Source organism: Pseudomonas shahriarae, from assembly GCF_014268455.2.
GTDB lineage: Bacteria > Pseudomonadota > Gammaproteobacteria > Pseudomonadales > Pseudomonadaceae > Aquipseudomonas > Aquipseudomonas shahriarae.
Genome location: NZ_CP077085.1, coordinates 2,917,350 through 2,929,722, shown reverse-complemented (window position 1 = coordinate 2,929,722; position 12,373 = coordinate 2,917,350). Strand labels below are relative to the sequence as shown.

Here is a 12,373-nt window from a genome sequence, read left to right as displayed (position 1 = left end):
TGGTTTTTTACTTCACGCCAACAACCGTTGGATATGCTCCTGCAACGTATCCAGGTCGAACGGCTTGGCCAGGATCGGTGCATTGCGCGTAATCGGGCTATTGCAGTCGAGGATCTCCTGCGGATAACCACTGATAAAGATCACCTTCAGCTCCGGCCGCAGCTTGATCGCGGGCTCGGCAATCTGCACCCCGGAAATTCCGCCAGGCAGGCGATAGTCAGTCACCATCAAGTCCAGGTGGGGCTTGGAAGCGAGGATTTCAAAGGCCTGCTCGCCGTTGATGGCCTTCAGTACCCGGTACCCCAGGCCCGAAAGGTACTCGCCCAATACGAACATGATCGACTCGTCGTCCTCGACGATCAGTACAACATCTTGCGCATCTTCACTCATGGGAAGCCTTTGTCCGGTCAATTGCTGCTGATACGACCCTTGGGTCACGCAGAGGTTGCGTCTGGCTGACGATTGATTTCACGCCGCGCCCGCCAAAGGCAGGCACACACGGAACAATGCGCCCTCGCCTATCCGGCTCTCGACTTCAATCGTGCCGCCGTGGGCCGCAACGATCTGCTCAGAGATAAACAGCCCCAGGCCCAGCCCTGCCACCGCATGGTTGGCGGACACCCGCTCGAACTGCTGGAAAATCCGCTTCTGATTGTCTTCGCTGATACCGATCCCGCGATCCTGCACTTCCACCCTGGCCTCGCCATGTTCGGCGTACACCCGCACCGCCACCGGGCTCTTGGCGCCGTAGCGCAGGGCATTGGTCAGCAAGTTGGAGACTACCTGCTCAATACGAAACTCATCCCACTTGCCCTCCACCGGCTGCGGCGCATCCAGTTGCACCGACGACTCGGCCGCTGCCACTTGTGGAGCAAAGTTCTCCAGCAGGTTGCGCACCAACTGCGCCAGGTCGAAATGCCCCGGGCGGATCGACAGTTTACCGGTGCGGATCCGCGAGACGTCGAGCATGTCTTCGATCAAGCGGATCAGGCTCTGGATCTGCCGCTCATCGCGGTCGACCATGGCGTGCATCTTGTCCAAGGTAAAGGCGGCGGCGTTGTCCCGAGCCAGGTGCATCTTGCGCAGCTGGGTTTCCAGGATCAGGCCGTTGAGGGGCGTGCGCACCTCGTGGGCAACGATCGACATGAAGTCATCGCGCATGCGCACCGCCTGCTCCAGTTCCGCCTGGGTCGCCTGCAGGCGGTTGAGCAACAGTTCCTGCTCGCGGCGACTGTGCTCCAGGGCTTCGACCTGCAGCTTCATGGCCTTGCTCTGGCGATACAGGTCGACGAACACATTGACCTTGCTCTTGACCGCATGGATGTCCAGCGGCTTGTGCAGGAAGTCCACCGCACCGCTCTCATAGCCTTTGAAGGCGTAGTTGAGCTCACGACCGGCGGCGCTGACAAACACGATGGGAATGTTCTTGGTCTTTTCGGTGCCGCGCATCATTTCGGCCAGTTCGAAGCCATTCATGCCGGGCATCTGCACGTCGAGAATGGCCATGGCGAACTCGTGCTCCAACAGCAGCGACAAAGCTTCGTCGGCACTCAATGCCTTGTAGACATGACGGTCCTCGCGCTTGATCAGCGCTTCAAGGGCCAGCAGGTTTTCCGGCAGATCGTCGACGATCAGCAGTTTGGCCTGGATAGTACTTAGCATGGGGAGGGTTCCAGGGAAGCCAGCAAATCGCCAATGCGGCTCAAGGTGAGAATATGGTCAGGGGTATGCAGCGCCAGGGCCGCCATGGGCATTACGGCCACCCGGGCCTCCGCGGGGTCCTGGATGACGGTGGTACCGCCGCGCTGCTTGACCTGGGCCAGGCCGCGCGCGCCATCCTGGTTGGCGCCAGTCAGCAGGATCGCCAGCAGGTTCGGGCCATAGGCGTCGGCGGCCGACTCGAACAGATAATCAATGGCCGGGCGGGAGTGATGCACGCGCTCTTCCTGGCTCAAGGACAGGCTGTGGTCATGCTCCACCGACAGGTGGTAGCCGGGGCTGGCAAAATACAGGGTGCCGGGCTGGATCGTTTCCTTGTCCCGGGCTTCTACTACCGGTATTGCCAGACGCCGATCAAAGACTTCTGCCAACTGGCTGCGACGTTCATCCGGCAAGTGCAGCACGGCGATGATCGGTAGGTTGAACCCTGGCGCCAAGGCCCCGAAAACACTCAGCAACGCCTCGACCCCGCCAGCGGAAGCGCCAACGACAATGGCTTGGACACCCGACACCAAGGCCGGGCTGGCAGCTGCTTCATTCATGATTTGCGGTAGATCCGTTCTTGCTTGACCAGGGGTTCGAACTGTTTGCTGTAGGCGGAGAAGTCCAGGGTTTCCTTACTGCCCAGCACCAGGAAGCCACGATGACACAGCGACTCATGAAACAATCCAAAGGCCCTATCCTGCAACTTTTTATTGAAATAAATCAGCACGTTACGACATGAAATTAATTGTGTTTCTGAGAATACGCTATCCGTCGCCAGGCTGTGGTCGGCGAACGTTACGTTCTCGCGCAGAGTCTTGTCGAAGATTGCGTAATCGTAGGCCGCCGTGTAGTAATCGGCAAACGACCGCTGCCCGCCCGCCTGCTGGTAGTTGTGGGTATAGGCTCGCACACTCTCCAGGGAGAAGATCCCCTGCTTGGCCTTTTCCAGGGAGCTGGGGTTGATATCAGTGGCATAGATGATCGTGCGTTCAAGCAGCCCCTCCTCACGCAGCAGGATGGCCATGGAGTACACCTCCTCCCCCGTGCTGCAACCGGCGATCCAGATCTTGATCGACGGATAGGTCTTGAGCAGTGGCACCACTTCCTGGCGAATGGCCAGGAAGTGCGACGGATCACGAAACATCTCGCTGACCGGAATGGTCAGGAACTGCAGCAACTGCATAAAGGCCGTGGGATCGTGCAACACCCGCTCCTGCAAGGCCGAAATGGTCTTGCAGTCGAACTGGCGCAAGGCATGGGCCACACGGCGCTTGACCGAAGCCCCTGAGTAGTCGCGAAAGTCATAGCTGTACTTGAGGTAAATCGCCTCGATCAGCAAGCGCAGTTCAATATCAGTACTTCGATCCACTTAGTGTATTTCCACTTAAATGCGTTCCATCTTGGGCAACCACACCCGGATCAGCGAGAACAGGCGGTCCAGGTCAATGGGCTTGGCCAGGTAATCGTTGGAGCCCGCCGCGAGGCAGCGTTCCTGGTCGTCTTTCATCGCCTTGGCCGTCACCGCGATGATCGGCAGCTTGCGCCAGCGCGGATCCTGGCGGATCAGGGCGGTGGCTTCGTAGCCGTCCATCTCCGGCATCATCACGTCCATCAACACCAGGTCGATGTCCTCGACCTCATTGAGTCTCTCGATGGCCTCACGGCCGTTACGGCCAATGACCACAATCGCGCCCTTGTGCTCCAGGGCGCTGGTGAGGGCGAAGATGTTGCGTACATCGTCGTCCACCAGCAGCACCTTGCGCCCCTCGAAGACCTTGTCGCGACTGCGGGCGGTCTTGAGCATCTTCTGCCGCTCCTGGGACAGCTGGGATTCGACTTTGTGCAAAAAGAGTGTCACTTCATCCAGCAACCGTTCAGGTGAACGTGCGCCCTTGATGATGATCGAGCGCGAATACTTGCGCAGCTCCGCCTCTTCGTCCCGGGTCAGGTTGCGCCCGGTGTAGACGATCACCGGCGGGAACGAACAGATATCCTCGGTGGCCATGCGCTTGAGCAACTCGTTACCGAGCATGTCCGGCAGCTTGAGGTCGATGATCATGCAGTCGTAGACCGTGCTGCGCAGCAGGTCCAATGCTTCCTGGGCGAAGCCGACGGCGGTGATTTCAATGTCTTCATCGCCGATCAGGCGGGCGATGCTCTCGCGCTGCAAGTCGTCGTCTTCCACCAGCAGGATGCGTTTGACCTTCTGCGTCAGCTTGGCCTCCAGGCGTGCAAACACGTCCTTGAGCTCTTCGCGGGTGGTGGGCTTGACGGCATAGCCGATGGCGCCCATATGCATGGCGGCCTCCACGCGATCCTCCACGGAAATCACATGCACCGGGATGTGGCGGGTCTCGGCGTGCTCCTTGAGGCGTTGCAGCACGGTGAGCCCGGAGTGGTCCGGCAGGCGCATGTCCAGCAGGATCGCGTCGGGCAGGTACTGCTCGGCGAGGTTGTAGCCCTCGTCCGCACCATGGGCCACCAGGCAGTGGTAGCCCAGTTCATGGGCCAGGTCGAAGAGGATCCGTGCAAAGTTCGGCTCGTCCTCCACTACCAGGATGCAACGGGTGGCGAACGGTGCCAGCTCGCGGTCGTCGGCAAAACGCGGGATCAATGCTTCGTCTGCCACCGGCAGCGGCGAAATTTTCACTGGCGCCACGGGTGCCGGGGCAACCGTCACGGCCCGCGACTGCTCGATAGCCGGCGCGTCTTCGTCGCGCTCCACATACTGCTCCGGCAGCACCAGGGTGAAGATACTGCCCTGGCCCGGCTCACTGGTGACATTGATATAGCCGCCAAGCAAGGTGGCCAGGTCACGGGAAATCGACAGCCCCAGGCCCGTACCGCCATAACGACGGTTGGTGGTGCCATCAGCCTGGCGGAACGCCTCGAAGATGCTTTCCTGCTGGTCCAGGGCGATGCCGATCCCGGAGTCGCGCACGGTAAAGGCAATGCCCTCCCCCGGCTGGCGGGAAATGGTCAGGCTGACCTGGCCCTTCTCGGTGAACTTGACCGCATTGGACAGCAGGTTCTTGAGGATCTGCTCCAGGCGCTGGCGGTCAGTGAACAGCATCAGTGGCGCGCCGGCCTGGACCTCCACCTGGAAACCCAGCTTGCGGTCGCTGGCCAACGGCTCGAACATCCCGCGCAAGCCCTCGGCCAGGCGCGCCACGCTGGTGTTTTCGGGGCGCATATCGAGCTTGCCGGCCTCGACCTTGGCGATATCCAGGATGTCGTTGATCAGGTTGAGCAGGTCGTTACCCGCCGAGTAGATCGACTCGGCAAACTTGACCTGTTCGGCGCTGAGGTTTTCCTCGGAGTTCTCCGCCAGCAACTTGGCCAGGATCAGCGAGCTGTTGAGCGGCGTACGCAGCTCATGGGACATATTGGCCAGGAACTCGGACTTGTACTTGCTCGAGCGCTGCAACTCATCGGCGCGCTCCTCCAGCTCGACCTGTACGCGATTGAGCTCGACGTTCTTGCGGTCCATGGCGTCGCGCTGGTCGGCGAGGATCTGGGTCTGATCGGCCAACTGTTCGTTGGTCTGTTCCAGCTCGGCCTGCTGGGTTTCCAGGTGGGCCTGGGACTCCTTGAGGATGCGCGACTGCTCTTCCAGCTCCTCGTTGGCGGTCTTGAGCTCTTCCTGCTGCACTTGCAGCTCTTCATTGAGCTGCTGGGTCTCGGCCAGTACTTCCTGCAGGCGCTGGCGATAGCGCGCCGCCTCGATGGACGTGCCGATATTGCCGGCGATCAGCTCCAGCAGCTCCACATCGCGCTCGTCCAGTGCGCGCAGAAAGCCCAGCTCGATCACCCCGTTGACCCGATCATCATCGCTGGTCGGCACCACCAGCACGCTGCGCGGTGCGCCATCGCCCAGGCCGGAACTGACCTTGAAGTAGTCCACCGGCACATCATCCAGGCGAATCAAGCGATGCTGCTGGGCAGCCTGGCCGACGATGCCCTCGTCGCGGTAGATCGCCTGCTCCTGCTGCTCCTGCTCACGGGAGAAGCCATACGTCGCCACGCGCTTGAGGCCACCGTGCTCCTCGCGCACATACAGCGCGGCCACCACCGAGCCCATGTATTGGGCACAGAACTGCAGGATATTGCGCCCCAGCAGGTTCAGGGTCAGTTGGCCAAGCACCTGTTCGGCCAGCTCGGTCTGGCCGTTGCGCAGCCAGGCCTGCTGTTCCAGGCGCTTGGCAATCTTCATCTGCGAGGCCAGGTTGGCACTGTAACTGTCTGAAAGAGCTAATAGATTCTTCCTTCCGACATAGGCCAGGAAGCCGCTCAAGCCCAACACGAACAGCAAGTAAACCGCCACGCTGAATACCGTGGTGCGGGTCACGTCCTTATTACGCTCGAGCCGGAACTGCTGCTCCATGGCAATCGCTGCGTCGTATTCCTTGCGGATCTCGTCGGTCAGACGCTTACCCCGCCCGGCCTTCACCGCGCCACGGTAGTCGCCGTTTTGCCGTTGCATGTCGATCATCGTCTGGGCGTAGTTGTTCCACTCCAGCTGCAATGACTCCAGGCGCTTGAGACGATCCACTTGCTGGGGGTTATCCGCGACCAACGACTGCAAATTGCGCAGATCGGAAATGATCCGCGGCTTGGCCACCTCGTAGGGGTCGAGGAAATGCTCGTCGCCGGTAATCAGGAACCCGCGCATGCCGGTTTCCTGATCCACCGTCAGTTTTGCGGTCTCATTAAGGTTATTGATCACCCGGTCCGTGTGTTCCACCCACTGGATCACCGACAACAGATAGGTGATCAGGCACACGAAAAACACCGCGCTGAGCACGCCCACACCCAACGGCAAAGCCACGTTGCGGCTCAGGAGTTTGCGGAAGCTGTTTTCATCGACTGACGAAGCGGGAGTCATGGGCGTGCCTTGGCCAAGTGCGGAAAAACCGGAAGTTTGCCCCAAAATCGACCACAAGGGCTATGTTTCTGCCGTATTTCAACGACACAGCCAGGACATCAAGCCTGATTATCGGCACAATGCCCGCCCTGTTTCGGGAACTTGCCGGGATCGACGCAACTCACTAGAGGATGGTCTTTCAACTGCTCAAGACCTGTACCTCCACTATCTGGGAACCCTCACTATGTCCGCAGCCTCCACCATCCTTGTCGTCGAAGACGACGCCATCGTGCGCATGTTGATCGTCGATGTGCTCGAAGAACTGGAGTTCAAGGTGCTTGAGGCGGCAGACGCCGAAGCGGCGCTGGCGTTCTTGGAAGACAGCGCCCATGTGATCGACCTGATGATGACCGACTGGGGCCTGCCGGGCATGAATGGCAAGGAACTGGCGGATAAAACCTGCACATTGCGCCCAGCCCTGCCCATCCTGCTTGCCAGTGGCTATGCCGAAAACATTGAGTTGCCTGCCGGTGTGCAGATGATTGCCAAGCCGTTCTCCATTGAGCAACTGCGCGACAAAGTCAAAGGCATGCTGGTGGGCGGCTGATCGCACCCAGGTGTCCGTAGGCGGCCTTGTTGTGGCGAGGGGGCTTGCTCCCGCTGGGGCGCGAAGCGACCCTGAAACGAGACTGGGGCCAGCCCGCTCGCCACAAGCCACTGTTCGCGCTCGCTATTTGGCCTTGAACTTGGAGTAGGACTGGTGCAAATCAGCCGCCCAGCCGTCTATCACCCCCTTCACGTCAGCCGCTTTCATGACCTGGCTATCGTTCTCCAGCGGCTTGCCAGTGCCTTTGCGCACAACCTGGGCAAGCACCCGCCCACTGCCACCATCGAGAAACTGCGCCTCGGTGCCCAAGGTGGTTTCCTGGTCGCGAATCCCCGTGCCGGTACTCACCGCTGCTGCCACCAAGGCCACCGGAATGAACTCATAGGGCTTGAGGCCTTCAGTCTTGCGACTGACCGCCGTGATCGCCGCCCGTACCACGATCACCCCGGGGCCCGGAGCGCTGGCCAGTGGCAGTGACTTGACCAGCTCACGCTTTAGCGCCTGGTGGTAGTACTCGTTGATGCTGCGCAAGGTGTCTTCGGGGATTTGCGCCGTGGCTTGGGGCTTGGGGAAAAACTGGGTCGGTTCGATATACACCGAGGTGTAGCGCTTCAGATTCAGCTTGGGATCGACCCAGCGCATCACCTCTACGCCCGATGGCGACTTGGCTTCCTTCAACTGGCTGTAGTCCGAAAGAAACCCCGAATACTCGTCCGGCTGTGGGACTTTACTCGCGCAACCGGCCACCCCGAGTGAGGCAATACACAACGCACTGATCATCAGCCCTAGCTTCATGGCGCAACTCCTTGGCGTTTATCGCCGAAACGTGAAGTTACAGGTATAGCCAATTCTGCAGAAATAACCTGCCTCCAGCCCCCCAGTGCGGGTTATTTCGCAGCTTCGATTTGCCCCGCAGCTGGGCGCTCCTGCTTAACGTCAGCGCCGCCGAAACAGCGGCCGCGGCTCAATCACCGAGCGGCCATAGCTCACACTCATGCCCGCCAGGCCCTTGAGCGCGTCAGCGGCCGACTTGTCCTCGCGCACGGCGAACCCATCGAAGCCACACTGGCGCATATGGCTGAGCTGGTCGCGCAGCACATCCCCCACCGCCCGCAACTCACCCTGCCAGCCCAGGCGGGTGCGCAGCAGGTAGGCCTGGCTGTAGGCTCGGCCATCGCGAAAGCTGGGGAAGTCCAGGGCAATCAGCGGCAGCACATCCAGCCACGGCTGCAGGTGTTCCACTTCATCATCCGGGCCGAGCCACACCGCGTCCTGTGGCGGGTCTGGCGCAATGCGCCGGCTCAGCCACAGGGCCAGCGGCAGAATCAGCGCCCCCTCGGGCAGCGGTACTTGTGCATCGCGCACCAGGGTCCAGGGGTCATCGTGCTTGATACGCGCCACGCCCTGTTCCAGGCTCAACAGATTGTTCATGCCGGTTGCACCACGCTGCCATACACCCGCTCCTTGAACGGCTCCAGGCCGATGCGTTGCACGGTGTCGATAAAGGGCTCGTCACTCTCCCGGTAGCGGACGTAGGTGGCGATCAGGCGGGAGATCACATCCGGGATTTGTGCCGCACTGAACGCTGGGCCAATCACCTTGCCCAGCGCGCTGGCCTTGCCCTGGGCACCGCCCAGGGTGATCTGGTACCACTCGCTGCCATTTTTATCGACCCCCAGGATGCCGATATTGCCGATATGGTGATGCCCACAGGCATTGATGCAGCCGGAGATATTCAGGCTGATATCGCCCAGGTCATGCAGGTAGTCGAGGTTGTCGAAGCGCTGCTGGATCGCCTGGGCGATGGGGATCGACTTGGCGTTGGCCAGGGCACAGAAGTCGCCGCCCGGGCAGGCGATGATATCGGTCAGCAAGCCGACATTGGCGCTGCCCAGGCCCTGCTCGCAGGCCAGGGTCCACAAGGCATGCAACTGCGCCTTGGGCACATCCGGCAGCACGATGTTCTGTTCATGGGCGATGCGGATTTCACCGAAGCCGAACTGTTCGGCCCACTGCGCCACGGCGTCCATCTGCGCGGCACTCACGTCGCCCGGCGGCGCGGCGATCCCCGGCTTGGTGGACAGCACCACACTGCTATAGCCGGGTACTTTGTGGGGCTGCACATTGCGTGTCACCCAGCGCGCGAACGCCGGGCTGTCGGCCATGTGCGTGCCAAAGTCCAGGTCGGTATCGGGCAGGGCCTGATAGTCCGGTGGTACAAAGGCCGAGGCCACGCGCTGGTACTCATCCTCGGTCAATTGCGCCGGGCCATCGCGCAGGTGCTGCCACTCCTCCTCCACTTCCCGGGAAAACGCCTCGATACCCAGGGCCTTGACCAGGATCTTGATCCGCGCCTTGTATTTGTTATCCCGCCGGCCATGGCGGTTGTACACGCGCAGGACCGCTTCGACGTACGACAGCAGATGCTGCCAGGGCAAGCCATCGCGAATCTGCAAGCCGAGGATCGGCGTGCGCCCGAGGCCACCGCCCACCAGCACGCGCAACAGCATCTGGCCGTCGGCGTCCTGATATAGATAAAGGCCGATGTCATGCATCATGATCGCCGCCCGGTCCTGGCGCGCCGAGCAGATGGCGATCTTGAACTTGCGCGGCAAAAACAGGAATTCGGGGTTGATGGTCGACCATTGCCGCAGGATCTCTGCGAGCGGGCGCGGGTCCAGCAGTTCGTCGGCGGCCACCCCGGCAAAGGCTTCGGTGGTGATGTTGCGCACGCAGTTGCCCGAGGTCTGGATCGCATGCATGTCGACTTCGGCCAGGCGCTGGAGGATGTCGGGCACCTGCTGCAACTCGATCCAGTTGAACTGCATGTTCTGGCGCGTGGTGAAGTGGCCGTAGCCGCGGTCGTAATCCCGGGCAATGCTCGCCAGGGTGCGCAGCTGCTGCGCACCGAGGGTGCCGTAGGGAATCGCCACCCGCAGCATATAGGCATGCTTTTGCAGGTACAGGCCGTTTTGCAGGCGCAGCGGCAGGAATTCCTCTTCGCTCAAGTCGCCAGCGACAAACCGTTCGACCTGATCACGAAACTGCGCCACACGCTCGAAGACCAGAGCCCGGTCGTACTCATCGTACCGATACATCTCGCTACCTCATCATGGCTGACCGCGCTCGACGGCAGCGGTTTCTATGGGGGCGACTATGCACCTACAGCTCAAGACGTCACAGATTCAGCTAAAAACTAAAAAACCATATCAGCCACGGAATACCCCATGTTTTAAGGGATAGACTCTGATCCGTATTAATGTAGTTTTTCTGAGCCTGTTTTGTTTTTCATGGATTTCCTACAGTGCCCGGGACTTGAAACCGTGGAAGACTGACCATGAGCACAGCATCAACCGGGCAGGCCTATAACTATAAGGTTGTCCGTCAATTCGTCATCGCCACCGTGGTTTGGGGCGTTATCGGCATGGCCATGGGCGTATGGATCGCCTCGCAACTGGTATGGCCGGACATGAACCTGGACCTGCCCTGGACCACGTTCGGCCGGTTAAGGCCGCTGCACACCAGCCTGGTGATTTTCGGCTTTGCCGGCAGCGCGCAATTTGCCGCCAGCTACTACGCGGTCCAACGCACCTGCCAGGTGCGCCTGTACAGCGACTGGCTCGCCGCCTTTACGTTCTGGGGTTGGCAGTCGGTGATCGTGATCATGCTGATCACCCTGCCCCTGGGCTACACCACCACCAAGGAATACGCCGAGATCGAATTCTCCGGCGCAGTGTGGATGACTGTGGTGTGGGTGGCCTACGCCATCGTGTTCTTCACCACCGTGGTGCAACGCAAGACCCAGCACATCTACGTCGGCAACTGGTTTTTCGGCGCGTTTATCGTGGTGATCGCCATGCTGCACGTGGTCAACCACCTTTCCATCCCGGTGGACTGGTTCAAGTCCTACCCGGTGTATTCCGGCGCCACCGACGCCATGGTGCAGTGGTGGTACGGGCATAACGCAGTAGGGTTCTTCCTGACCACCGGGTTCCTGGGGATGATGTATTACTTCGTGCCCAAGCAGGTCGGGCGACCGGTGTATTCCTATCGCCTGTCCATCGTGCACTTCTGGGCGCTGATCACCCTGTACATTTGGGCCGGCCCCCACCACCTGCACTACACCGCGCTGCCAGACTGGGCGCAGTCGTTAGGCATGGCCATGTCACTGATCCTGCTGGCGCCCAGCTGGGGCGGGATGATCAACGGCATGATGACCCTGTCGGGTGCCTGGCATAAGTTGCGCACCGACCCGATCCTGCGGTTTCTGGTGTTGTCGTTGGCGTTCTACGGCATGTCGACCTTTGAGGGGCCGATGATGGCGATCAAGACGGTCAACGCCCTGTCCCACTACACCGACTGGACCATCGGCCACGTCCACGCGGGTGCCTTGGGCTGGGTGGCGATGATCACCTTTGGCTCGCTGTACCACATGATCCCGAAAATCTTCGGCCGCGAGCAGATGTACAGCGTGCCGCTGATCAACCTGCACTTCTGGCTGGCAAGCATCGGCACCGTGCTGTACATCGCCTCGATGTGGGTCAATGGCATCACCCAGGGCCTGATGTGGCGGGCGGTCAACGACGACGGCACCCTCACCTACTCGTTCGTCGAGGCCTTGCAGGCCAGCCACCCGGGGTTTGTGGTGCGGTTTGCCGGTGGGGTGTTCTTCCTGGGCGGCATGTTGCTGATGGCCTACAACACCTGGCGCACCGTACGGGTGGCTGACTTGAAGGTGGCGCACAGTGATGCGCAGATCGCCTGATGTGGGAGGTCATTTTCAACCTGGCGGCGGTGATCTGCCTGTATGGCGCCGTGGAGTACTGCCTGCGCGGGCAATCGGGAACCGAGCTGGATGAGGCGAGCCTGATACCGTTTGCCGACGACCCGGAAGTGGCGCGGCGGGTGGAGCTGGCGACGGGCAAGCAGGTCAAGGCGGTGGCGCCTGAAGAGGCCAGGCCGGGCTGGGGTAATGTAGAGCTCTAAAGCTCGGTGTTGGGCTTTTTGTGGGAGCGGGCTTGTGTGGGAGCGGGCTTGCCCGCGATGGCCATAGGTGTCTACACAACTCGCTCTTTTTGGTTATTGGGAATGAGTACATATCCGTTGCTGCGGTTACGGCCACTTAGGGTTCCGCCCTTACGGCGGCTCACTTTGGAAGAGCGCCAAAGTAAGCAAAGCGCTCTTGCCCCACCACTCGG

The 12,373-nt window shown here is 60.8% G+C and carries 11 protein-coding genes; 3 read left to right on the top strand and 8 right to left on the bottom strand.

The window, feature by feature from the left end:
* Positions 1-12: 12 nt before the first annotated feature.
* The 5 genes from HU773_RS13090 to HU773_RS13070 all read right to left on the bottom strand — a co-directional run bounded on the left by HU773_RS13090 (position 13) and on the right by HU773_RS13070 (position 6,589).
* Positions 13-390 carry a response regulator gene (locus HU773_RS13090; RefSeq protein WP_057440084.1) on the bottom strand — a complete coding sequence of 126 codons (378 nt, stop codon included), beginning with the start codon at positions 388-390 and terminating at the stop codon, positions 13-15.
* A gap of 78 nt (positions 391-468) precedes the next feature.
* Complete coding sequence (locus tag HU773_RS13085) at positions 469-1,662, bottom strand: hybrid sensor histidine kinase/response regulator (RefSeq protein WP_057959761.1); 1,194 nt, start codon at positions 1,660-1,662, stop codon at positions 469-471.
* A complete protein-coding gene (locus HU773_RS13080; RefSeq protein ID WP_057959762.1) occupies positions 1,656-2,261 on the bottom strand; it encodes a chemotaxis protein CheB in 606 nt (201 codons plus the stop codon). The genes HU773_RS13085 and HU773_RS13080 overlap by 7 nt, the downstream gene beginning before the upstream one ends.
* The gene (locus tag HU773_RS13075) at positions 2,258-3,073 is read right to left on the bottom strand and encodes a CheR family methyltransferase (RefSeq protein WP_057440081.1); all 816 of its coding nucleotides are present in this window, start codon (positions 3,071-3,073) and stop codon (positions 2,258-2,260) included. The genes HU773_RS13080 and HU773_RS13075 overlap by 4 nt, the downstream gene beginning before the upstream one ends.
* 15 nt (positions 3,074-3,088) lie before the next feature.
* Entirely contained in the window at positions 3,089-6,589 is a 3,501-nt protein-coding gene (locus HU773_RS13070; protein ID WP_057959763.1) for a response regulator, read from the bottom strand.
* Between the two features lie 223 nt (positions 6,590-6,812).
* Here HU773_RS13070 and HU773_RS13065 point away from each other — a divergent pair, with 223 nt between their 5' ends.
* Positions 6,813-7,175 (top strand): response regulator, encoded by a 363-nt coding sequence (locus HU773_RS13065; RefSeq protein WP_057959764.1) that lies wholly within the window; start codon positions 6,813-6,815, stop codon positions 7,173-7,175.
* A 123-nt stretch (positions 7,176-7,298) separates the two neighbouring features.
* Here the strand turns inward: HU773_RS13065 and HU773_RS13060 are convergent, their stop codons facing one another.
* From HU773_RS13060 to HU773_RS13050, 3 genes are all read right to left on the bottom strand, one after another.
* Positions 7,299-7,970, bottom strand: a complete 672-nt coding sequence (locus HU773_RS13060) for a DUF3313 domain-containing protein (RefSeq protein ID WP_186625941.1) — start codon at positions 7,968-7,970, stop codon at positions 7,299-7,301.
* 141 nt (positions 7,971-8,111) lie between these two features.
* The gene (locus HU773_RS13055) at positions 8,112-8,606 is read right to left on the bottom strand and encodes a DUF934 domain-containing protein (RefSeq protein WP_057440077.1); all 495 of its coding nucleotides are present in this window, start codon (positions 8,604-8,606) and stop codon (positions 8,112-8,114) included.
* The gene (locus HU773_RS13050; RefSeq protein WP_186625942.1) at positions 8,603-10,273 is read right to left on the bottom strand and encodes a nitrite/sulfite reductase; all 1,671 of its coding nucleotides are present in this window, start codon (positions 10,271-10,273) and stop codon (positions 8,603-8,605) included. Before HU773_RS13050 ends, HU773_RS13055 begins: the two co-directional genes overlap by 4 nt.
* Before the next feature lie 239 nt (positions 10,274-10,512).
* Here HU773_RS13050 and ccoN point away from each other — a divergent pair, with 239 nt between their 5' ends.
* Both ccoN and HU773_RS13040 read left to right on the top strand, forming a co-directional pair.
* Positions 10,513-11,940: a cytochrome-c oxidase, cbb3-type subunit I gene (gene ccoN / locus HU773_RS13045; protein WP_169961003.1), complete on the top strand. Its 1,428-nt coding sequence runs from the start codon at positions 10,513-10,515 to the stop codon at positions 11,938-11,940.
* The gene (locus HU773_RS13040; protein ID WP_120732912.1) at positions 11,940-12,161 is read left to right on the top strand and encodes a cbb3-type cytochrome c oxidase subunit 3; all 222 of its coding nucleotides are present in this window, start codon (positions 11,940-11,942) and stop codon (positions 12,159-12,161) included. The genes ccoN and HU773_RS13040 overlap by 1 nt, the downstream gene beginning before the upstream one ends.
* Positions 12,162-12,373: the final 212 nt, after the last annotated feature.

What these genes read in the sequence shown, in the direction of transcription:
- HU773_RS13090 (WP_057440084.1), bottom strand. Translation starts at nt 390, where the DNA reads ATGAGTGAAGATGCGCAAGATGTTGTACTGATCGTCGAGGACGACGAG.
- HU773_RS13085 (WP_057959761.1), bottom strand. Translation starts at nt 1,662, where the DNA reads ATGCTAAGTACTATCCAGGCCAAACTGCTGATCGTCGACGATCTGCCG.
- HU773_RS13080 (WP_057959762.1), bottom strand. Translation starts at nt 2,261, where the DNA reads ATGAATGAAGCAGCTGCCAGCCCGGCCTTGGTGTCGGGTGTCCAAGCC.
- HU773_RS13070 (WP_057959763.1), bottom strand. Translation starts at nt 6,589, where the DNA reads ATGACTCCCGCTTCGTCAGTCGATGAAAACAGCTTCCGCAAACTCCTG.
- HU773_RS13065 (WP_057959764.1), top strand. Translation starts at nt 6,813, where the DNA reads ATGTCCGCAGCCTCCACCATCCTTGTCGTCGAAGACGACGCCATCGTG.
- HU773_RS13060 (WP_186625941.1), bottom strand. Translation starts at nt 7,970, where the DNA reads ATGAAGCTAGGGCTGATGATCAGTGCGTTGTGTATTGCCTCACTCGGG.
- HU773_RS13055 (WP_057440077.1), bottom strand. Translation starts at nt 8,606, where the DNA reads ATGAACAATCTGTTGAGCCTGGAACAGGGCGTGGCGCGTATCAAGCAC.
- HU773_RS13050 (WP_186625942.1), bottom strand. Translation starts at nt 10,273, where the DNA reads ATGTATCGGTACGATGAGTACGACCGGGCTCTGGTCTTCGAGCGTGTG.
- ccoN (WP_169961003.1), top strand. Translation starts at nt 10,513, where the DNA reads ATGAGCACAGCATCAACCGGGCAGGCCTATAACTATAAGGTTGTCCGT.
- HU773_RS13040 (WP_120732912.1), top strand. Translation starts at nt 11,940, where the DNA reads ATGTGGGAGGTCATTTTCAACCTGGCGGCGGTGATCTGCCTGTATGGC.